We start from the raw sequence: 19,430 nt of genomic DNA, 5'->3' as shown, positions 1-19,430 counted from the left end.
GGCTGCGTCTCGGCGTCGGTCTGCACCAGGATGCCGCGGTCGGCGCCCATGGCGAGCGCGGTGCGCAGCGTCTCCTGCGCCGCCGTCGGGCCGACGGTGACCACGATGACCTCGGTCGCCTTGCCGGCTTCCTTGAGGCGGACGGCCTCTTCGACGGCGATCTCGTCGAAGGGGTTCATGCTCATCTTCACGTTGGCGGTCTCAACGCCGGAACCGTCCGCCTTGACGCGGATCTTGACGTTGTAATCGACCACCCGCTTGACCGGGACGAGGACCTTCATATCCCACCCTTTTCTTGAATTATGCAGGCGCACCTTCGCCGCTGGCGCCGAATCGGGCAGCTTGTGACAGCGCTGCGACCATAGGAGTTGACGTTTTGGCTGTCAACGCCGCCTACGCCGCAAGCGCGAAGGAGGCGGAATTGCATCAACGGTTTGCGCCCGGAACCCACAGCACGTCGGCCGCTCCGTTCGCGTTCAGTTTCCGGCTCAGCACGAACAGGTGGTCGGACAGGCGGTTGGCGTATTTCACCGCCGCCGGGTTGACCGGTGCCAAGTCCGCCAGCTCGGTCATCAGCCGCTCGGCGCGGCGCACGACCGTACGGGCCAGATGCAGATGGGCCGCCGCCGGCGCGCCGCCGGGCAGGATGAAGGAGTTGAGCGGGGCGAGGTCGGCGTTCATCGCGTCGATCTCCGCCTCCAGCCGCTCCACCTGCGACTCCAGGATGCGCAGCGGCGGGTAGGCCGGGTCCTCCGCCTCCGGCGTGCAGAGGTCGGCGCCCAGGTCGAACAGGTCGTTCTGGATGCGCGACAGCATGGCGTCGATCTCCGGCTGGTCCGCGGTGTGCAGCCGGACCAGCCCGATGACCGCGTTCGCCTCGTCCACCGTGCCGTAGGCGGTGACGCGCGGGTCGTGCTTCGGCACGCGGCGCCCGTCGCCGAGCGAGGTCTGGCCGCGGTCCCCGCCGCGGGTGTAGATGCGGGTCAGCTTGACCATGATTCCTGCGGGTGTCCTCAATCAGCCGTGGGTCAGGATGGCGAGCAGGAACAGCACGAGCGCCACCCCCTGGAGCGCCACGCGCATCCGCATCGCCCGGTTCGATTTGCGCGAATCGCCCTGCCCGCCGCGCGCCATGAAAAACAGCCCGGAGAACAGCGACGCCACGACGAGGCCGAGCGCCACGATCAGCAGAAACATGACGAGTCCATTCATGGCGCCATCATACCCCACGGTCCAGGTTACGCCTACACCGGCCAAACCGGTTACACGGGCATTCCGATGCGAGGCGCCTGTTGCGCTGACGCCCGGTCTTCTTACATTGTCGCGGACGATCCGGACGGCGAGAGGAATTCGGTATGCGGCGGCGGAGTTTCCTGAAGGCGGCGGCGGCCACCGGGCTGGCGGCCTCGGCCGGGGCCTTTCTGACCACGCGCCGCGTCGCGGTGGCCCAGCCGTCGGACGTGCTGGCCGCCTTCCCCGACCGGTTCGTCTGGGGCGCCTCGACCTCCTCCTACCAGATCGAGGGGGCGGTGACCGCGGGGGGGCGCGGCCCCAGCGTCTGGGACAGCTTCAGCCATTCCTTCGGCAAGGTGGCGAACGGCGACACCGGCGACGTCGCCTGCGATCATTACAACCGCTACGCCGAAGACGTGGACCTGATGGCGAAGGCGGGGATGAACGCCTATCGCTTCTCCGTCGCCTGGCCGCGCGTCCAGCCGACCGGCACCGGCCCGGCCAATGCCGAAGGGTTGGACTTCTACGACCGGCTGACCGACGCGCTGCTGGCCAAGGGCATCGCGCCCTGGCCCTGCCTTTACCATTGGGACCTGCCCCAGGCGCTTCAGGACCGCGGCGGCTGGACCAACCGGGACATCGCCGGCTGGTTCACCGACTACGCCCAGCTCGTCGCCGCGCGGATCGGTGACCGCGTCAAGCACTGGACCATGCTGAACGAGCCGTCCGTCCACGCCATCTTCGGCCACGGGTTGGGCGGGCACGCGCCGGGATTGATCGGCAAGGGCAATTACTTCAAGGCGATCCACCACCAGAATCTCGCCCAGGGCATGGCGCTGAAGGCGCTGCGGGCGGCGGGCGGGGCCAGGGGCTGGCAACTCGGCACCGTGTTGTCGCTCCAGCCGGTCTGGCCGGTCGGCGGGCTGGACGCCAATTACGCGGCCTCGCTGATGTGGGACGCGGTGTGGAACCGCGCCTGCCTCGACCCGCTGCTGCGCGGGGAGTATCCGGAACTGCTGCGCGACGGCTTCGCCCCGCTGGTCAAGGCCGGCGACCTGGAGGCGATCCGCCAGCCCATCGACTTCCTGGGCATCAACTACTACAGCCGGATGCACCAGCAGCCGGACCCGGCGGGCCTGTTCGGCACCGGCTACGGCTCCCCGCCGGAAGGCACGCCGACGACCGGGATGGGCTGGCCGGTGGAGCCCGACGGCATCGCCGAAATCCTGATCGAGCTGAAGCAGGAATACGGCAACCCGCCGGTCTATGTGATGGAGAATGGCGCCGCCTATCCCGAGCAGACCGGGCCGAAGGGCTTCGTCCAGGACAACGACCGCATCAGCTACCTGCGCCGCCACATGCTGGCCGGTCATCAGGCGCTGGAGGAGGGGGTCGACCTGCGCGGCTGGTTCGTATGGAGCCTGCTGGACAATTTCGAGTGGGCCGAGGGCTACCAGCGCCGCTTCGGCCTGATCGAGGTGGACCGTCAGACCCTGGAGCGCCGTCCCAAGGCCAGTTACCATTGGTACGCCGATGTGATCCGGAGGAAGGGCGTTCCGACCTCGGTGTAAGGGGTTCGGTCGTAAGAGGGTGGGGCTGCGATCATGGCGCCTGTTGCCGCCGGCCAGCCGACGCGCTTCGCCATCCAGAAGGCGCGCGGCAAGGGCTGGAAGACGCTGGAGGTCGGGGAGGACCTCGACCACGCCCGCGCCCGCTTCAACCTGATGGTGCGGGTGAACCCGCGCGCCTATTTCCGCCTGATCCAGCTCGACCACAACGCCGGGGCCGGCGGCGACGGGATGGAGTTCAACTGGAAGCTCATCGAGTTGCACGACCCGAACCAGGGGGGGGCGGCCGGGGCGGGCCGGCAAGCCGCTCCGGCGAGGGCGGCGCCCCGTTCCGCCAAGGCCAGGACCGCGGCCAAGGGGCCGCGACGGCGGGAGAAGGTCCCGCTGCCCCTGAAATTCTACGCCGCGGTGGTGCTGGCCGGGGTGCTGATCGGCGGGGTGCTGTATCTGCGCTACGGCCTGCCGGGGCCGTGAAGACGGCTCAATCGTCCGCCGTGTAGCCCTTGCGCCGCATGCACAGGGCGAAGATTTCCTTGCGGTAGCGGAACTGCGGCGTCTCCGGCAACGGGCGGTAGGGATAGCCACGCAGGCGCATGGTGTTGTCCACCTGCTCAATGCACTCGTCGTAGGCGGCGGTCGCCGTGGTCTCCGTGGCCGTCCACTCCCGGTAGGCCGGGGTGCTGCCGCAGGCCGCCAGCAGCAGCGTTCCGCCCGCCAGGATCGCGTGTCTCAGAGTCGCCATGCCATGGCCTCCCGCAAAGCGCCCCATAAGGCGCCATGATGGATCTATACCACGTTTTTGCGCGCGCATCGGTTAACGGATGGGGAATGAGCCGGTCCTTCCGGAGGCGCCAAGGGGGAGGGGGACCTGATGCCGCCGCAACGCAGGCGCACAAAAATCGCGCCCGGAAATCCGCCGCAATCTGGTAACACGATCGCGCATCCACGATAGTGGGCGGGCGATGGTCGGTTGGTGTCTCGGACGGAGGATGGTCATGACGGGTGGTTCGCACCGCGCGCGCCGCGCGGTCGCGTTGGCTGTGGTGGTGCCGGTTCTGGCGGTGGGTCTGCTGACGGGCGCTCCGGTTCGGGCGCAATCGACGGCGGACATCCAATGGGCCCAGACCATCCTGAAGGACAAGGGCTACAACATCGGTGGGCGGGCCAACGGCCAGATGCACGCCGAGACGAAGGCTGCGCTCGGCAAGTATCAGGCCGCCCATGGACTGCCGGTGACCAACCAGCTCGACAAGGCGACCATCGCCAAGATGATGGGCGAGCGGGAGGGCAAGGCTCCCGCGACGGTCGGGAACCTCGCCCAGCAGAAGGTCGGCGGCGGCGGTCCCGGTCAGGCGCCGCGCGAGCCGCAGCGGGAGGTGGTGCCCCGCGCCGCCCCCACCCAGCGGATCGACAGCGGAACGGGCAGCGTCGGCGGCGGCGCGCAGTTCAGCGCCGGCCCGCCCGTGACCAGCAGCAGTTCCTCGTCGGGCGGCCCGTCCGGCGCCCCCGCGTCGTCGGCCCCCGCAACCTCCGCCACGGTGTTTTCGCAGGGGCATGGACAGGGGCCGGTTCCGCAAGCCGCGCCGCGGGCCAGCGTCACCGCGACCACGCCGTCCGGTCAGCCGGTGCCGGTGGTCGAGGCGGCGGACAGCGGATCGATGCTGCCGGCCTGGGCCGCCAACGGTGCCCGCTACGGCGTGATGGGCTTGATCGGGGCGACGGTGCTCGGCATCGGCTTCGCGTGGTGGCGCAGCGGCCGGGCCAGCGCCGCGCGGCCGGCGCCGCGCAACGACGGCCCGCGCGATCAGCGCCGCGAACCGAGCTTCGGCAGCGGCCGCCGAAGGGAGGAATTGACGACCGGCGCGCTGCCGCCGCTCAGCAGCGGCGGACGCGGCCGGCGGTAGGCTGCGGCCTTTTCAAGCCATCCCTGTTTCAGGCCATCCCTGTTTCAGGCCATCTGCGACATCGGGCACATGGCGTTGCCGCAGCCGGACGGGTTGCAGGCGGGCATCGGCGCCGGCGCCGGCTTGGACGCGCCGACGCGCGGCGCCATGATCGCCTTCGACACCTCGGTCCCGCCGCAGGACGGACAGGACAGGCCATCGGCCTTGCAGGTGTCGTAATCGGCCATGTTCTTGAACCATTGCTCGAATTCATGGCCGCAGGCGCAGCGCAGGGCATAGAGGATCATCGCGGGGTCCCTGGATGGAATGGGCTACGGACGGGCGGCGACCATGGCCGAGCTTCGCCGCCGCCCGCGATGACGTGAATCAAACCGCCGCGCTCCGCTCCGGCGAACGGGGTTACTGCGGGCGCTCCGACAGGGCGACGCCCTCCGCGCTGGGATAGACCGACAGCAGACGTACCGGCCTGTCGCTCAGGTTGCGGCCGCTGTGCCACGCCGCCTGTTCGATGTAGGAATCGCCGGTCTTGTAGACCTGCGTCGGCATGTTGTCGCTGGCGATGGTCAGTTCGCCCTCCAGAATGTAGATGAACGGCGAAACGGCGTGGCGGTGGCGGATGATCTCACCGCCGGGCGGCAGCTCGACCAGGCGCGCCGTGACCAGCGGTGTTCCGCCCGGGTAGGCGAAGGCCTTGCCGTCCGCTGTGGTGGTGGCCTGAAGCAGGGTCTTGACGATCGGCCCCGGTGCCGCGGGCTTGTCCTGCGCCGCGGCACCGCCGGCCAGGGCGAGGAGCGCGGCGGCGGCCAGGGCGGTGCGAAGGATGGCCACCGTTGGCAAACAGTTTCTCACGATCATCGCGTGCGCTCCATGCCGTGGTCTTGAAAAGACTTTGGCTGCATATCTGTGGCGGTGTGTCGAAAATGGAGAAAAACCGCGATGAATCGCAACCGATTGTCGCGGCCTGCGGCGAAGTGTGGCAGCCAGGGGCTGCGCCGCCTCAGCGGTGGGTCGTTACGCCCACCTGCCGGCACATGGACAGCATGGCGCAGGTGGAGCAGCGCGGGCGGTCGCCGGTGCAGATCCATTTGCCGAAGGGCACCAGCCGCTCGTTGATTTCCACCCAGTAATGGCGGGGCAACAGCTCCATCAGCGCGACCATGGTGCGCTCCGGCGTCGGGGCGGCGACGAAGCCCCAGCGGTTGACGATGCGGTGCACATGCACGTCCACCGCCACGGCCGGAATGCCGAACCCGACCGCCAGGGTCAGCGCCGCGATCTTCGGGCCGACTCCATGGAAGGCCATCAGGGCGTCCGGCGTGTCGGGAACCTCGCCGTCGTGCTCCGTGATGATGCGGCGGGACAGCGCCCGGATGTCGCGGGCCTTCGGCTCGGGAAAGGTCGCGCCGTCGAGCAGGCGGGTCAACTCCTCCGGCGTCAGGGCGATCATCTGTTGCGGCGTGCGCGCCACCGCGAACAACCGCTCGCACACCACGATGGTCGTCTCGTCGCGCGTCCGCGCGGAGATCAGGCTGCCGACCAGTTGCTCGAAGGGACTGCCGTAGCCGCGGTCGCGCAGCGCGAACATGGCGGCCTTCGGGCGTCCGGCCACGGCCTGGCGCAGGCGCCGGAACGCCTCGTCGATGTCGAAGGGGTCCTTGTCGGCGAGTGGGGGCGCGGAGCGCAGAGGCATGATCGGTCGCTGGCGTGATGAAGGGAGCCACACCGAAACAGCGGGCAGGGCAGGGTTGCTCCCCATTCCCCTTTGCAACACAACGCGATTTCTGTATATTAGTAATAGCTAAAATAAAAGGAGGCGCAAGCCATGGTGAAGGATTGGCCGCAGATGGCGAAGGACATGTCCGGCGCGGTGCGGGACCTGCGCGGCGGCGCCCCGGAGGTGATGAAGGGATTCTCCGCCGTCGCCCGGGCGGCGCTGGAGGCCAAGGCGCTGGACACCAAGACGAAGGAGCTGATCGCGCTGGCCATCGGCGTGGCGACGCGCTGCGACGCTTGCGTCGCCTTTCACGCCCAGGCCGCCGTCCAGCAGGGCGCCAGCCGGGAGGAGGTGATGGAGACGCTGGGCATGGCGATCTACATGGGCGCCGGCCCTTCGGTGATGTACGCCGCCATGGCAACGGAGGCGTTCGACCAGTTCACCGCGGACAAAGCCGGCTGACCGGCTGCCGCTATCCGGCGCTGGAGAACAGCGGGCGGCGCAGGCGGCCGGCGGCGATTTCGGCGCGCAGCGCGTCGGCGTCCATGGCCTGGATGCGCTCCAGCTCCGCCTTGTTGGCGTCGATGAAGGGGTTCCGGTCGGTGGAGTTCTCGGGCCGCGCGTGCTCCAGATGATAGAGCGGCCCGGGCACCCGCTCGACCCGCAGGCCCAACCGGCGCAACCGCACCACGATCTCGTCGTCCTCATAGCCCCAGGAAACGAAGCGCTCGTTGTAGCCCCCGGCCGCCAGCAGTGCCGCCCGGTCGAAGAAGGCGCCACCGCCCGGCGAGTTCCGGTGCATCAGCGGGAAACGCTGGCACACCGCGTTCAGCGGCGCCGCCGACAGCGTGTGGCCGAAGCGATGGACCTCCCGCCCGAGAATCCAGAAGAACAGCCCGTTGTAGGGAAAGGCCATGGCCGCCCCGCCGCGCACCGCGTCGCGGGCCAGAACGTACTGCACGGGATCGACCACGACGTCGGTGTCGTGCAGGGCGACGATGGGAGTGTCCGCCGCCTCGACCATGCGGTTGAGCAGGTGGGCCTTGTGGGTGAAGGGCGTGTCGTTGCCGGTCAACTGAAGGTGCCGGCAGCGGGCGGCCAGTTCCGGCCCCAGCGCCTCGGCGACGTTGCTCGGCCCCGCCTTGTCCTCACCGATCAGGACCGTGGTGTCGGCGTGCTTGAGGAGGAAGGAGACGATCCAGCGCAGGTTGCGCTTGCGGTCCTCGCTGTCGGCGCGGAAGGGGACCAGGATGGTGACGTCGCGCAGGTCCAGCCGCCCGTTCGGTCCGGCGCCGTCGAGGATCGCCCGGCGGGCGCGGTAGGCCGCGGCCTGCGCCGCCAGCCGCTCCCGCGACCCTTGGTCGCGCGGGTCGATGGCAAGGGCCATCTCGTAGAAGGACACGGCGGCGCCGGGGCGGCCAAGATCGGCCTCGATGTCGCCCTTCTGACGCCAGCCGGGGACGAAGTGCGGGTGGCGGGCCAGCAGCGGGTCCAGAACCTCCAGCGCCTCCCCGATGCGGCCGATGGCCTGCAGGGCCTCGCTCAGGTGATACTCGGCGTCGGGAAAATCGGGGCGCAGCGTCAGAGCCCGGCGATAGGCGGCGATCGCCTCCTCCGTCCGCAGGGAGACATGGAGCAGGGCGCCCAGGTTGAAGTGCGCGTCGGCATCCCCGCCGTCCCGCTCCACCGAACGCGCGATCATCGCCAGCCCGCGCTCCCGGTCACCGCCCAGCGCGGCGAGCAGGCCCAGACGGTGCAGAGCCTCTGGATTGTCGGGATCGGCGTCCAGGATTCGCCCGTACAACTCCACCGCCTCGGCCCGCCGCCCGGCCTTCAGATGGTCGAGCGCGATGCCGAGCGCCTCCTCGATGGTCGCCATTCGGTGGGGTCCGTTTCGTCCGTGTGTCGCCTTCCGGTGGATTCCACTTTGACACAAAGGCAATTGCGGGGAAATCATCCGCTCCGGGACCATGCCTCAGGGAAACACCCGATAATGAACGATCATCGCATCAGCAAGAATGGGTCCATGGGAGGACTCACCCGCCGTCAGTTCGGCACCGCCGCGGCCTCGGTCGCCCTCTCGGCCGGCGCGCTGGCCGCCTTCGGCCGGGCGCCGGCCTTCGCGCAGGGCGCCGCGCTGAAGGTGGGCGTGCTGCTGCCCCGCTCCGGCCTGCTCGCCCAGGCGGGTCAGGCCTGCCAGCGCGGCGCCGAAATCGCGCCGGCAATCCTTGGCGACCTCGGCTACAAGGTCGAGATCCTGTCCGCCGACACCGAATCGAACGTCGATGTCGCCCGCTCGCGCGCCGAGAAGCTGATCAACGACGGCGCCAACGTCATCGTCGGCGCCTTCGACAGCGGCCAGACCGCCGCCGCCGCCCAGGTCTGCGAACAGCGCGGCATCCCGCTGGTGATGAACATCGCCGCCGCCGACCGTCTGACCGAGCAGGGCTACAAGACCGTCTTCCGCAACTTCCCGACCTCGACCATGCTGGTCACCAACGGTCTGGCGCTGATGAAGGATCTGTTCGCGGTCAGCGGCGTCACCCCGAAGACGGCGGTGTTCCTGCACGCCAACGACACCTTCGGCATGGCGAACAAGCAGGCGATGGACGCCCTGTTCCCGAAGCTGGACATGCCCTTCGGCATCGTCGACAGCATCTCCTACGACCCGAAGGCCCAGGACCTCGCGGTCGAGGTGGCCAAGGCCAAGGCGACGGGCGCCGAACTCGCCATCGTCACCACCCGCGCCAACGACGCCATCATGCTGGTGCGCGAGATGGTCAAGCAGCGCTGGGAGCCAAAGGGCATCGTCTCCCCCGGCTCGCCTGGTCTGTATGACGAGCAGTTCTACAAGGTGCTGGGCAAGTACGCCGACTACGCCATCACCAACCTGCCCTGGTACGACCCCAAGGCTGAGCTGACCAAGCGCGTCGAGGCGGCCTTCAAGAAGCAGTATCCGAACGACCGCTTCGAGGGCTACGCCTTCAACGTCGCCTTCACCCTGGAAGCGATCCTGGTCGCCGCCGACGCCTTCAAGCGCGCCGGGACCGCGGAGCCGGCCACCTTGCTGGAGGCGCTGCGCCAGACCAACCTGAAGGACAAGATGATGGTCGGCCCGGCCATCACCTTCGACGAGAAGGGGCAGAACACCCAGCTCGTCTCCGCCTGCCTGCAGAACCGCAATCTGCGCCCGACCGTGGTCCTGCCCAAGGGCTCCGCGGAGATGGATCCGGTGTTCCCGATGCCGGGCTGGGGCAAGCGCACCTGAGCAAGCCCTTATACCAGCGGCTCTTGATCCTGACCTGTCAGGATCAAGAGCCTCGGCGGCCATCATCAATGACCGCTGGTATTGTGTTCCCCTCTTCCCCTGGGGAGAGGGTTGGGGCGATTGTCAGAACTCTGAACTTCTGATCACTTTGACTGCGTTAGACAATGCGCGGTCTGAGTAAGTTCTGTTCTTATAATTAACAAATTTACAACATCTCCAAGGGGACGCGATGAAATTCCTGGTAGCAGCCGTGCTGTCGGCGATTATCCTCAACAGTGCACCTGTGTATGCCGATGACTGGGATGACCTGTACGGTGCTCTCAACTCTGCAATGTGGCAGAAGGACGACCGGAGCCTGATCGCTCTCCTTGAGCAAGGAGTCGATATCAACACCCAAAACAGTGACGGCTGGACTCTGCTGCACATCGCAGCCGAGCAAGGCAAGCCCGCCTTTGTGCGCCTGTTGCTTAACCGTGGGGCTGACCCTACGATCAAGACCAACTACGGCAAGACAGCATTCGACGTTACCAGTTCCGCTCAGATCAAGCGGATGCTGACCGAAACGATGGCTGTTGGCGGAGGCGGCGGATTGCCGGCATTCGATCCGGCGAAAGCCTGGACGGAAGCACGCTGGGCGATCGAGTACAACCAGCAGGATGAGTTGGCGCGGCTTCTTGACTCGGGGCTGGATATAAACGCCCGGAATAGCGATGGATGGACGCTGCTGATGGTTGCCGCTTGGAAAGGCAATCTGAAGAGCGTGCAATATCTGGTCGGACGCGGCGCTGATCAACGAGCACGAAACAACAATGGAGAAACAGCCGCTCAGCTTACTTCCGACGCCAATGTGCGAGCGTTTCTAGGCGGTGCGAAGAAAGCCGGTCCCAAACCAGCACAAGATAACTATTGCACGCGTATGTATCACGAGGCGACGCGCCTGTGCGACACGGGTGGTGCTGGAAGTTACTGTCGCATCAGAGCGGCAAACGACGCCCAGGAGTGCGAGAAGACGGGACGCTGGCCCTAATCACCTTGGGGGCGAGGGGGAGTCCGCAAGGCGGGAATGCCGGCGATGTGCCGACGATCCCGCCTTGCTCCCCTTACGCCGTCTGGGCTTCCAGCCCGTAGGCCAGCAGCCGTTCCACCGACGCCCGGCGATCGCCGGCCGCGGCGAAGCGGGCGCGGGCCGCGGCGGACTGCCGGTCGCGGAAGGCGGCGTCGCCGGCCAGGGCGGCGGCGCGCTCCAGATAGGCCGCGTCGTCGGCCACGGTGAAGGCCGGCCCGGCGACGGTCGCCACGTCGCCGGCCGCGAGCGTCACCACCGGGACACCGTCGGCCAGCGCGAAGGCCGCGCTGCCGCCGCCGCCCTGGCGGCGCGGGTTCAGGTAGGCGGTGGCGAGGCGGTGCAGCGTCCGCACATCGTCCACGTCGCCCAGCGTGTGGACGCGGTCGGCGTTGCGCAGGGCGGCGATCCGCTGCGGCAGCGATTCCACGCCGCCGGCGACGGCGATGCGGGCCTCCGGCAGGCGGTCGAGCAGCGAGTCGACCAGCGTCAGGAAGTCCGGACCGGCCTCCTGGTCCAGGCGGTTGCCGACCACGAGGAAGAGCGGCCCGGCTTCGGGAACGCCGAAATCGGTGCGGCTGCGCTCCGGCCCGGCGGGCGGCAGGGTCCAGCCGAAGGAGAAGGGGCGGAAACGCTCCGCCATGTCCGCCGGCCAGCCCTGGGTGGTGTCGGCCTCGCCATAGCCCAGCACCAGCCGGGCCATCGACAGCGGCAGGCCGGAGGAGGTCGGCAGGCAGATCACCGGGCGCGCGCCGGAGAACAGGTCGGCCACCACGTTGGACCCGCCGAAGGCGACGATGACGTCGGGGTCGAAGCCGTCCACGTAATCGACGATGGCGTTCACCTTCTCCTCGTCGAAGCGCTTCTGCGGGAAGGACATCATGCGGACCCGCGCGCCGAAGGCGGCGATGACCTGCTCCCCGTCGTACTCCTCGGTGATGTTGTAGGAATACTCGGGGACGAAACCGTTCTCGCCGGTGATCGCCATGGCGTTGGGGTTGATGATGACCACCTCGCGCCCGAACTCGTCCTGCAGACGGCGGGCGAAGTCGAAGGCGTCCGCGGTGGGCTGGTGCCCGGCGCCGAGCATCTGGTTGGTGATCAGGGCGATCCGCTTGACCTCGTCGCGCGGCGTGGCGCGCTTCATGCGGCGGCGCAGGTGGTAGCGCAGCGCCGTCTCGTCCACCATCAGACGGTAGTAATCGGTAAGGTTCCCGGTGTGGAAGGCGCCGGCATCGCCGCGCCGCGCCGCGCCCTGGAAGAGCTGCATCGCCATGCCCCAGAAGGCGTAATGGATCGACGGCACGGTGAAGCGCATCGGGTCTTCCAGGACGGCGTCCGTCAGAGCCTCGTAATGGGCGACGTCGCCATCGAGCCAGAACAGCAGCGAATGGCGCCGCATCACGTCGCCCATGGCGTAGCCCGCATCGACCTCCTGGGCGGCGGCACGGCGGGTCTCGTCATCGTAGCGGCGGATCAGCCCGGCCAGCGCGCTCACGTTGCCCCAGCCTTCGCCCTCGTTGGTCAGCAGGGTCAGGGCGCGGGCGAAGCTCACCGCCGCGTCGCGGGGCTGGCCGGTGGCGTGCAGGGCGTGGCCGAGATTGGCGTGCAGCAGGGGTGAGGTCGGGTCGCCGGCCACCGCCTGTCCGATCAGGTCCACCGCCTCCGCCGGACGCCCGCCCTGCAGCCCGATGACGCCAAGCAGGTGCAACGCGTCCGGATGGCCGGGCGACGCCGCCAGCACCTCGCGGTACAGGCGTTCCGCTTCCGTGGTGCGGCCGGCGCGGTGGTGTTCGGTCGCAACGGCCAGCGTCTGTTCGATGGTGTCCATGGTCGGCGTTCCTGCTGCTTGGTCCCTGACGGCATGTTTACGCGCTTTTAGGGCGGATGCGCTGAACTTTTCCCATGCAGCGCACCGCGACATTCTTGTGGCATCTTGTCCCGACGGCAACCCTGGCGATTGCCCTCGCGCTTGTTTCGCCCGAAACTCCACGCGCCCAGGACCGCGCCGCCACCACCGAAACCACCACCGAAACCACCACCGAAACCCCTCTGGCACGGCGAATCGTCATCAGCCTGACGGAGCGCCGGCTCCATCTGCTGGAGGAGGGGCGTCCGCCGCGCTCCTTCCCCGTCGCCATCGGGCGGTCCGGCGTGGCGATTCCGCTGGGGGACAGCCAAGTCCTGCGCAAGCGGCGCAACCCGACTTGGCGCCCCACCGCCAACCAGCGCCGGGAAAACCCGGCACTGCCGGCGTCGGTGCCGCCGGGACCGTCCAACCCGCTGGGCAAATTCGCGCTCGACCTCGGCTGGACGGCCATCGCCATCCACGGCACCAACGAGCCGGATTCGGTGGGCCGCCGGGCCAGCGGCGGCTGCTTCCGCATGCTGCCCGCCGACATCGCCACCCTGTTCGAGATGGTGACGGTCGGAACCCCCGTCCGCGTCGTCTCCGGGCCGGCCGTCGTCCCGGAACTGCAACCCTCCATTGCGGTCGCCGTTCCGGCGGGGCTTCCAACTCCCGCCCCGCCACCGTCCCCGCTTCCGAAGGTTGCGCCTCCGCCGCTCCCCATCGTGGCCGATCCGCGTTGCGCCACGGCCGGCGCGCCCTTGCGCCGGATGATCTGCACGGTGCCGGACCTCGCCGCACTGGACGGGCGGGCGCGCGGGTTGCACCAGCGCCACCTCGCCACTCTGCCGGCGGAGCGCCGCGACGCCGCGGCCTACGCGCTGCTTCAGGAGGAGCGGCGCTTTGACGACCGCATCACCGCCCGCTGCTGGGTCCGCCGCGGCATGGAGGAGGATCCGGCCGTCGCCGCCGCCGCGCGGGCCTGCCTGAGCGACGCTCTGACCGTGCGGCTGGAGGAGGCAAAGCGCCGCTGATCGCCGTCGGATCCGCACAGGAAACTTGTCACGACTACGAAGGACTGCTACGCCGCTCAGGCTTGGCCATCCGGGGCTCTCCCAAGGGCGAATCGTGCATGCCGTTTGACTATTACCTGAACATCGCCGCATCGGGCCTGCTGACCGGACTGGTCTACGGGCTGGCGGCGCTCGGCCTGTCGGTCATCTTCGGCGTCGTGCGCGTGGTCAACTTCGCGCATGGCGAGATGATGGTCGCCGGCATGTACGGCGCCGTGCTGCTGGCCAGCCTGCTCGGGCTGGACCCGATCCTGGCGGCGCCCGTCGTGGCGGCGGTGCTGTTCGCCTTCGGCTGGGTGCTGCAGCGCGGGCTGGTCAACCGCTTCGTGGAGCGGCCGGAGCACATGCAGTTCATCCTGCTGCTGGGCATCGCGACGATCATCCTGAACGCCATGCTGATGCTGTTCGGACCGGATTCGCGCAACGTCATGGTGCCCTACAGCTTCGACACGGTGGAGATCGGGCCGCTGCTGCTCGACGCGGTGCGGTTGCGCGCCGGGGCCGGGGCGATCGTGGTGGCGGCGGTTCTGTTCGCCTTCTTCCGCTTCAGCCGCACCGGCAAGGCCATCCGCGCCTGCGCCGACAACCCGCTGGGCGCCCGCGTCGTCGGGCTGAACATCGACGGGCTCTACGCGCTGACCTTCGGCATCGGCGCCGGGGTGGTCGGCATCGCCGGCGCGCTGATGACGCTGCTGGTCGATTCCCGCCCGCAGCTGGCGCCGGAATACACGCTGCTGAGCTTCATCATCGTCATCGTCGGCGGGCTGGGCAGCCTGCCGGGCGCCCTGCTGGGCGGCATGCTGATCGGCTTTTCGGAGGCGATGGCCGGCTTCCTGCTCGACCCCTCGCTCAAATCCCTCTTCAGCTATGGTGTGCTGATCGTGGTGTTGCTGCTGCGCCCGCAGGGCCTGCTCGGGAAACGGTCGTGACGGGGCGCGGGATCGCTCTTCTGGCGCTGTGCGGCGCGCTGCTGCTGGCCGCGCCGATGATCGCCGACCGCTACGTCCTGTCGGTGCTGACCACGGTGCTGTGGTTCGCCTATGTCGGGCAGGCGTGGAACGTGATGATGGGCTTCTCGGGCCTGCTGTCGCTGGGCCACGCGCTCTATGTCGGGCTGGGGGCCTATGCCAGCGCGGCGCTGTTCGTGCATTTCGGGATCGGCCCCTGGGCGGGGATGTGGGTGGCCATGCTGGCGGCGACGGCGGCCGGGTGCTTCATCGGCTTCCTGGGCTTCCGCTTCGGCGTGCGCGGGGTGCATTTCGCGCTGCTGACCATCGCCTTCGCCGAGGTCGCGCGCATCGGCTTCGACCATCTGCAATGGTTCGGCGGCTCGGGCGGCTTCTTCATCCCGGTGGCAGGCGACGCCGGCAACGACCTGCTGAACCTGCGCGGCTCGCCGGAGCTGTTCTACTACGTGATCCTGGCGCTGGTGCTGGTGGCGCTGGCCCTCTCGCGGGTGCTGCTGCACAGCCGCCTCGGCTACCAGTGGCTGGCCGTGCGCGAGGAGCCGGAGGCGGCGGAGGCGGTGGGCGTCGACCTGTTCCGCGCCCGCATCGCCGCGGTGGCCGTGTCCTCCGCCCTGACGGCGCTGGGCGGGGTGTTCCAGGCCTTCTACTTCAACAACCTGTTCCCGGAGCAGGTCTTCTCCATGGGCCGCTCCATCGAGATCATCCTGCCGGCCATCGTCGGCGGCATCGGCACGCTGATCGGGCCGATCCTGGGGGCCTTCATCCTGACTCCGCTGGGCGAGCTGCTGACCTTCCTGATCGAGGCGACCGGCTTCGACCTGCCGGGCCTGAAGCAGCTGTTCTACGGGGTGGCGCTGGTGGTGATCGTCGTCTACCGCCCGGACGGGGTGTGGCCGTGGCTGGCCGACCGGTTGGGCCTCGTCCGCCGCCCCGGGGAGGACGCGTGATGGCGGAGCTTCTGGAGGTCGAGGGCCTGTCCAAGCGGTTCCGCGGGCTGAAGGCCGTCTCCAACGTCGGCTTCTCCGTGTCGGAGGGCCGGATCGTCGCGCTGATCGGGCCGAACGGCGCCGGCAAGACGACCACCTTCAACCTGATCGCCGGGGTCTTCCCACCCGACGAGGGGCGGGTGCATCTGAAGGGCGCGCCGATCACCGGGCTGAAACCCAACCGCATCTGCACGGCGGGAATCGGCCGGACCTTCCAGATCGTCAAGCCGTTCGGGCAGCTGTCGGTCGAGGAGAACGTGGTGGTCGGCGCGCTGGCCCGCGAACGGTCGGTGGCGGCGGCGCGTGACCACGCCCGGACGTTGCTGGACCGGCTGGGCCTGGCCGATCAGGCCGCCCGTCCGGCGCGCAGCCTGACCCTGCCGGACCGCAAGCGGCTGGAGGTCGCACGCGCGCTTGCCACCCGTCCGATCCTGCTGCTGCTGGACGAGGTGCTGGCCGGCCTGCGCCCGACCGAGGTCGACCGCATGGTCGAGGTGCTGCGCGACCTGAACCGGCAGGAGGGCATGACGATCCTGATGATCGAGCATGTGATGCGCGCCGTCATGGCCCTGTCCGACCGGGTGGTCGTGCTGGACCACGGGGAGAAGATCGCCGACGGCCTGCCCGCGGAGGTTGTGGCCAACCCCAAGGTGATCGAATCGTACCTCGGCGCCGAGGATCTTTGACCAACCGTTCGCAACGGGCGGCATCGACACCGGAAACACTCCATTAATGTTTGTTGGTCCATCATTCGTTCCGCCCTCGGGGTAGCGGCCGGAACCGCAACGCCCGGTCGAAAAAGAAGTGTCCGAAAAGGGTGCTGCACGGGAGGAACGAATGAAGGCACTCGGGAATCTGCGGATCGGCCAGCGGCTGACCATCGGCTTCGCGGCGGTGATCGCGGTGCTGGTGGTGACGGTCGGCACCGGCCTGCTCCTGACCGACAGTGGGAAGACGCTCAGCCGCTTGGTGGCCGATGTCCGCATGCCGACGGCGCTGGCCGGGCAGGGCATCGTCGCGGCGGTCACCGCCACCAACGCGGCCATGCAGGGCTACCTGCTGACCAACCGCGAAGACCTGAAGCAGGAGCGCAACGTCGCCTGGGACCGCATCGACGCCCTGCGCCAGGAGTTGGACGGGCTGTCGCCGCGCTGGACCGACCCGCAGGTGCGGGCCATCTGGGATGCGGTGAAACCGCTGCTCGACCATCTGCGCCGCGATCAGGATATGGCCGAATCGCTGGGCACCATCGGCGACCAGATGGGCGCGCTGAACTCCCTGAACGACGACGCGATCCCACGCGCCAACCAAGTGATGAGCCTGCTGGTCGGCGACGCCCGGTCGAACGATGCCAGCGGCCTGATCCCGCGCCAGCGCGCTCTGCTGCAAGCCGACACGGCGGGGATGATCCAGGGCGCCGACCGTCTGGTGATGGTGCAGGCGGTTCTGCTGACCCTGGGCTTGCTGATCGCGGCGGCGGCGGTCCTGCTGACCTCGCGCTCCATCGTGCGGCCGCTGGGCGCCATGACGGAGGCGATGCGCCGGCTGGCCGACGGCGACTCCGCGACCGATGTGCCGGCCACCGGGCGGGGCGACGAAATCGGGCAGATGGCCAAGGCCGTGCTGGTCTTCAAGGACAACATGATCGCCGCGCGGCAGGCCGCGGAGCGCGAGCACGCGGAGCAGAACGTCCGCAGCCGCCGCGCCCGCGCCATCGAGGAGCTGACCGGCCGATTCGACCGCGAGGCGGCGGCCGTGCTGGGCTCCGTCTCCGCCGCCGCGGTGCAGATGAAGGCGACGGCCAGCCAGCTCGCCGCAACGGCGGAGCAGACCTCCCGCCAGTCGGTGACCGTGGCCGGCGCGTCGGAGCAGGCCAGCGCCAACGTGCAGACCGTCGCCACCGCGACGGAGGAACTGGCCGCCTCGGTGCAGGAGATCGGGCGGCAGGTTGCCAGCAGCACGGCCATCGCCGACGAGGCGGTGCACAAGGCCGAACGCGCCGACCAGGCGATGCGCAGCCTCGCCACCGCCTCGGCGGAGATCGTCGCGGTGATCGACCTGATCACCCAGGTGGCCTCCCAGACGCGGCTGCTGGCGCTGAACGCCACCATCGAGGCGGCGCGGGCCGGCGAGATGGGCAAGGGCTTCGCCGTCGTGGCGGCGGAGGTGAAGGCGCTGGCCGACCAGACCACCCGCGCCACCGACGAGATCGCCGCGAAGATCGTTTCCGTCCGCAGCGAGACCGAGGGGGCGGTGGCGTCGATCGGCGACGTGATGGGCACCATCGGGCGAATCAGCGAGGTCGCCTCGACCATCGCCGCGGCGGTGGAGCAGCAGCAGGCGGCGACGCGGGAGATCGCCCGCAACATTCAGCAGGCGGCGGTCGGCACGCACGACGTGACGTCCAACATCGCCGACGTGAACCGGGCGGCCAGCGAGACCGGCAGCGCCGCCCGCAACGTGCTGGAGGCCGCCGGATCGCTGTCCGATCAGGCGGACGGGCTGCGCAGCAAGGTGGAGGTGTTCCTGTCGGCGGTGCGCACGGCCTGACGGCGCGGGGGCGGCTCGCCGAGCAAAAGTTCGACGCGCCGGGTCGGTTTCCAGATCAGCACTTGACCCGGACGCCCGAGCCCGTCAGCTTCTCGCCGGGCTTCCCCGTGACGCAAGCACATGAACCGACTGCAACGCTATCTCTTCCGCAATCTTCTGATCGCCCTTCTCTATTCCACGGCCGGCCTGACCTTGACGATCTGGCTGAGCCAGTCCTTGCGGCTGATCGAGATGGTGGTGGAGGCCGGGGCGCCGATGCGGGTGTTCCTGTGGCTGCTCGTCCTCACGGTGCCGACCTTCCTCGGCATCGTGCTGCCGCTGGCGCTGGTCGGGGCGGTGCTGTTCACCTACAATCGGTTGGCGGCCGACAGCGAGCTGGTGGTCATGCGCGCCGCCGGCGTCGGCCCCTTCGCGTTGGCCGCTCCGGCGATGCTGCTGGCCTTCGGCGTGACGGTGGTCGTCTATGTGCTGAACCTGTGGCTGACGCCCGCCGCCCATCAGGAGCTGGTGCGCATGGAATACGCCGTGCGCAGCGACTATTCGCAGCTGTTCCTGCGCGAGGGCGTGTTCAACGAGGTGGGCGACCGCTTCAGCGTCTTCGTGGGCGAACGCGACAGCGAGGCCAACCTGCACAACGTGATCATCCATGACGGGCGCATCCCGGAGAAGCCGGTCACCATCATCGGCGAGCGGGCGGTGATGCTGACCGGTGCGGAGGGCGCGCGCTTCGTGGTTTACAACGGCAATCGGCAGGAACTGGACCGCAAGACCAGCCGGCTGTCCCAACTCTTCTTCGAGCGTTATGCGGTGGATCTGAAGGTGCTGAGCAGCGCCAGCGGCGAACGCTATCCGGACGCGCGCGAACGCTCCACCGACGAGCTGCTGCACCCGCCGCCTCAGATGGCGGGGGACCCGAAGATGATGCGGGATCTGCTGGCGGAGTTGCATCACCGCCTGTCCTCGCCGCTGCTGGCGCTGGCCTACACCATGGTGGCGCTGGCCTGCCTGCTGTCGGGCGAGTTCAACCGGCGCGGCCAGTCGGTGCGGGTGACCACCGCGGTGCTGGTGGTGATGGCCATCCAGTCGGCCGTCCTCGGCCTGTCCAGCTTCGCCGCCAAGGTGAGCATGCTGGTGCCGTTGATGTATGTGCTGCCGGTGGCGGCGCTGGCGCCGGCGGCCTGGATTCTGTCGCGCAACCTCCGGCCGCGCGTGCCGCCCGGCGGCAAAGCGGCGACGGGCTGAGGGGGCGGGCCG

General features: G+C 69.0%; 21 protein-coding genes. 12 read left to right on the top strand and 9 right to left on the bottom strand.

Features of this window, described 5'->3' with window-relative positions; translation table 11 throughout:
* The 3 genes from AC1DVI_RS21690 to AC1DVI_RS21680 all read right to left on the bottom strand — a co-directional run.
* Positions 1 to 281: electron transfer flavoprotein subunit beta/FixA family protein (locus AC1DVI_RS21690; protein ID WP_476959733.1), on the bottom strand; the 281-nt coding region annotated here is incomplete at its 3' end.
* Between the two features lie 145 nt (positions 282 to 426).
* On the bottom strand, positions 427 to 996 hold the full coding sequence (locus AC1DVI_RS21685) for a cob(I)yrinic acid a,c-diamide adenosyltransferase (RefSeq protein WP_476959732.1): 570 nt from the start codon (positions 994 to 996) through the stop codon (positions 427 to 429).
* A gap of 21 nt (positions 997 to 1,017) precedes the next feature.
* Positions 1,018 to 1,212: a twin transmembrane helix small protein gene (locus AC1DVI_RS21680; protein ID WP_014197605.1), complete on the bottom strand. Its 195-nt coding sequence runs from the start codon at positions 1,210 to 1,212 to the stop codon at positions 1,018 to 1,020.
* Positions 1,213 to 1,355: 143 nt separating this feature from the next.
* Here AC1DVI_RS21680 and AC1DVI_RS21675 point away from each other — a divergent pair, with 143 nt between their 5' ends.
* A complete protein-coding gene (locus AC1DVI_RS21675; RefSeq protein WP_476959731.1) occupies positions 1,356 to 2,804 on the top strand; it encodes a GH1 family beta-glucosidase in 1,449 nt (482 codons plus the stop codon).
* A 33-nt stretch (positions 2,805 to 2,837) separates the two neighbouring features.
* Complete coding sequence (locus tag AC1DVI_RS21670) at positions 2,838 to 3,275, top strand: hypothetical protein (RefSeq protein ID WP_476959730.1); 438 nt, start codon at positions 2,838 to 2,840, stop codon at positions 3,273 to 3,275.
* A 7-nt stretch (positions 3,276 to 3,282) separates the two neighbouring features.
* On the opposite strand, the gene AC1DVI_RS21665 is transcribed toward AC1DVI_RS21670, so the two are convergent.
* Positions 3,283 to 3,543, bottom strand: coding sequence for a hypothetical protein (locus tag AC1DVI_RS21665; RefSeq protein WP_145627474.1), 261 nt, complete (start codon positions 3,541 to 3,543; stop codon positions 3,283 to 3,285).
* Positions 3,544 to 3,796: 253 nt separating this feature from the next.
* On the opposite strand from AC1DVI_RS21665, the gene AC1DVI_RS21660 reads away from it, so the two are divergent.
* Entirely contained in the window at positions 3,797 to 4,705 is a 909-nt protein-coding gene (locus AC1DVI_RS21660) for a peptidoglycan-binding domain-containing protein (RefSeq protein WP_476959729.1), read from the top strand.
* A 44-nt stretch (positions 4,706 to 4,749) separates the two neighbouring features.
* Here the strand turns inward: AC1DVI_RS21660 and AC1DVI_RS21655 are convergent, their stop codons facing one another.
* The 3 genes from AC1DVI_RS21655 to AC1DVI_RS21645 all read right to left on the bottom strand — a co-directional run bounded on the left by AC1DVI_RS21655 (position 4,750) and on the right by AC1DVI_RS21645 (position 6,395).
* A complete protein-coding gene (locus AC1DVI_RS21655; protein ID WP_476959728.1) occupies positions 4,750 to 4,992 on the bottom strand; it encodes a DUF1178 family protein in 243 nt (80 codons plus the stop codon).
* Between the two features lie 112 nt (positions 4,993 to 5,104).
* Entirely contained in the window at positions 5,105 to 5,533 is a 429-nt protein-coding gene (locus tag AC1DVI_RS21650; RefSeq protein WP_476959727.1) for a cupin domain-containing protein, read from the bottom strand.
* A gap of 169 nt (positions 5,534 to 5,702) precedes the next feature.
* Positions 5,703 to 6,395, bottom strand: coding sequence for an endonuclease III domain-containing protein (locus tag AC1DVI_RS21645; protein WP_476959726.1), 693 nt, complete (start codon positions 6,393 to 6,395; stop codon positions 5,703 to 5,705).
* Between the two features lie 132 nt (positions 6,396 to 6,527).
* Between AC1DVI_RS21645 and AC1DVI_RS21640 the strand changes: the two genes are divergently transcribed.
* Positions 6,528 to 6,881 (top strand): carboxymuconolactone decarboxylase family protein, encoded by a 354-nt coding sequence (locus AC1DVI_RS21640; protein ID WP_476959725.1) that lies wholly within the window; start codon positions 6,528 to 6,530, stop codon positions 6,879 to 6,881.
* A 10-nt stretch (positions 6,882 to 6,891) separates the two neighbouring features.
* Here the strand turns inward: AC1DVI_RS21640 and AC1DVI_RS21635 are convergent, their stop codons facing one another.
* Entirely contained in the window at positions 6,892 to 8,298 is a 1,407-nt protein-coding gene (locus tag AC1DVI_RS21635) for a tetratricopeptide repeat protein (RefSeq protein WP_476959724.1), read from the bottom strand.
* Positions 8,299 to 8,445: 147 nt separating this feature from the next.
* Here AC1DVI_RS21635 and AC1DVI_RS21630 point away from each other — a divergent pair, with 147 nt between their 5' ends.
* Positions 8,446 to 9,687 (top strand): ABC transporter substrate-binding protein, encoded by a 1,242-nt coding sequence (locus AC1DVI_RS21630; RefSeq protein ID WP_476959723.1) that lies wholly within the window; start codon positions 8,446 to 8,448, stop codon positions 9,685 to 9,687.
* Between the two features lie 229 nt (positions 9,688 to 9,916).
* Positions 9,917 to 10,714 carry an ankyrin repeat domain-containing protein gene (locus AC1DVI_RS21625; RefSeq protein WP_476959722.1) on the top strand — a complete coding sequence of 266 codons (798 nt, stop codon included), beginning with the start codon at positions 9,917 to 9,919 and terminating at the stop codon, positions 10,712 to 10,714.
* A 73-nt stretch (positions 10,715 to 10,787) separates the two neighbouring features.
* Here AC1DVI_RS21625 and AC1DVI_RS21620 read toward each other — a convergent pair whose 3' ends face one another.
* A complete protein-coding gene (locus AC1DVI_RS21620) occupies positions 10,788 to 12,581 on the bottom strand; it encodes a tetratricopeptide repeat protein (RefSeq protein ID WP_476959721.1) in 1,794 nt (597 codons plus the stop codon).
* A gap of 74 nt (positions 12,582 to 12,655) precedes the next feature.
* On the opposite strand from AC1DVI_RS21620, the gene AC1DVI_RS21615 reads away from it, so the two are divergent.
* The 6 genes from AC1DVI_RS21615 to lptF all read left to right on the top strand — a co-directional run bounded on the left by AC1DVI_RS21615 (position 12,656) and on the right by lptF (position 19,418).
* Complete coding sequence (locus tag AC1DVI_RS21615; RefSeq protein WP_476959720.1) at positions 12,656 to 13,633, top strand: L,D-transpeptidase family protein; 978 nt, start codon at positions 12,656 to 12,658, stop codon at positions 13,631 to 13,633.
* A gap of 98 nt (positions 13,634 to 13,731) precedes the next feature.
* Positions 13,732 to 14,601 (top strand): branched-chain amino acid ABC transporter permease, encoded by an 870-nt coding sequence (locus AC1DVI_RS21610; RefSeq protein WP_476959719.1) that lies wholly within the window; start codon positions 13,732 to 13,734, stop codon positions 14,599 to 14,601.
* Positions 14,598 to 15,587 (top strand): branched-chain amino acid ABC transporter permease, encoded by a 990-nt coding sequence (locus tag AC1DVI_RS21605; protein ID WP_476959718.1) that lies wholly within the window; start codon positions 14,598 to 14,600, stop codon positions 15,585 to 15,587. The genes AC1DVI_RS21610 and AC1DVI_RS21605 overlap by 4 nt, the downstream gene beginning before the upstream one ends.
* Positions 15,587 to 16,312: an ABC transporter ATP-binding protein gene (locus AC1DVI_RS21600; protein WP_476959717.1), complete on the top strand. Its 726-nt coding sequence runs from the start codon at positions 15,587 to 15,589 to the stop codon at positions 16,310 to 16,312. Before AC1DVI_RS21605 ends, AC1DVI_RS21600 begins: the two co-directional genes overlap by 1 nt.
* Positions 16,313 to 16,463: 151 nt before the next feature.
* A complete protein-coding gene (locus AC1DVI_RS21595; protein ID WP_476959716.1) occupies positions 16,464 to 18,176 on the top strand; it encodes a methyl-accepting chemotaxis protein in 1,713 nt (570 codons plus the stop codon).
* Between the two features lie 120 nt (positions 18,177 to 18,296).
* On the top strand, positions 18,297 to 19,418 hold the full coding sequence (gene lptF, locus AC1DVI_RS21590) for an LPS export ABC transporter permease LptF (RefSeq protein ID WP_149166999.1): 1,122 nt from the start codon (positions 18,297 to 18,299) through the stop codon (positions 19,416 to 19,418).
* Positions 19,419 to 19,430 lie beyond the last annotated feature (12 nt).

It is taken from the genome of Azospirillum sp. P4_B5, assembly GCF_056402275.1.
This window is presented reverse-complemented; position numbering and strand designations above follow the sequence as displayed.

Bases quoted from the DNA above. Each gene is read 5' to 3' on its own strand.
- AC1DVI_RS21595 (WP_476959716.1), top strand. From the start codon at position 16,464: ATGAAGGCACTCGGGAATCTGCGGATCGGCCAGCGGCTGACCATCGGC.
- AC1DVI_RS21625 (WP_476959722.1), top strand. From the start codon at position 9,917: ATGAAATTCCTGGTAGCAGCCGTGCTGTCGGCGATTATCCTCAACAGT.
- AC1DVI_RS21635 (WP_476959724.1), bottom strand. From the start codon at position 8,298: ATGGCGACCATCGAGGAGGCGCTCGGCATCGCGCTCGACCATCTGAAG.
- lptF (WP_149166999.1), top strand. From the start codon at position 18,297: ATGAACCGACTGCAACGCTATCTCTTCCGCAATCTTCTGATCGCCCTT.
- AC1DVI_RS21620 (WP_476959721.1), bottom strand. From the start codon at position 12,581: ATGGACACCATCGAACAGACGCTGGCCGTTGCGACCGAACACCACCGC.
- AC1DVI_RS21670 (WP_476959730.1), top strand. From the start codon at position 2,838: ATGGCGCCTGTTGCCGCCGGCCAGCCGACGCGCTTCGCCATCCAGAAG.
- AC1DVI_RS21610 (WP_476959719.1), top strand. From the start codon at position 13,732: ATGCCGTTTGACTATTACCTGAACATCGCCGCATCGGGCCTGCTGACC.
- AC1DVI_RS21655 (WP_476959728.1), bottom strand. From the start codon at position 4,992: ATGATCCTCTATGCCCTGCGCTGCGCCTGCGGCCATGAATTCGAGCAA.
- AC1DVI_RS21660 (WP_476959729.1), top strand. From the start codon at position 3,797: ATGACGGGTGGTTCGCACCGCGCGCGCCGCGCGGTCGCGTTGGCTGTG.
- AC1DVI_RS21615 (WP_476959720.1), top strand. From the start codon at position 12,656: ATGCAGCGCACCGCGACATTCTTGTGGCATCTTGTCCCGACGGCAACC.
- AC1DVI_RS21600 (WP_476959717.1), top strand. From the start codon at position 15,587: ATGGCGGAGCTTCTGGAGGTCGAGGGCCTGTCCAAGCGGTTCCGCGGG.
- AC1DVI_RS21630 (WP_476959723.1), top strand. From the start codon at position 8,446: ATGGGAGGACTCACCCGCCGTCAGTTCGGCACCGCCGCGGCCTCGGTC.
- AC1DVI_RS21675 (WP_476959731.1), top strand. From the start codon at position 1,356: ATGCGGCGGCGGAGTTTCCTGAAGGCGGCGGCGGCCACCGGGCTGGCG.
- AC1DVI_RS21640 (WP_476959725.1), top strand. From the start codon at position 6,528: ATGGTGAAGGATTGGCCGCAGATGGCGAAGGACATGTCCGGCGCGGTG.
- AC1DVI_RS21680 (WP_014197605.1), bottom strand. From the start codon at position 1,212: ATGAATGGACTCGTCATGTTTCTGCTGATCGTGGCGCTCGGCCTCGTC.
- AC1DVI_RS21665 (WP_145627474.1), bottom strand. From the start codon at position 3,543: ATGGCGACTCTGAGACACGCGATCCTGGCGGGCGGAACGCTGCTGCTG.
- AC1DVI_RS21645 (WP_476959726.1), bottom strand. From the start codon at position 6,395: ATGCCTCTGCGCTCCGCGCCCCCACTCGCCGACAAGGACCCCTTCGAC.
- AC1DVI_RS21685 (WP_476959732.1), bottom strand. From the start codon at position 996: ATGGTCAAGCTGACCCGCATCTACACCCGCGGCGGGGACCGCGGCCAG.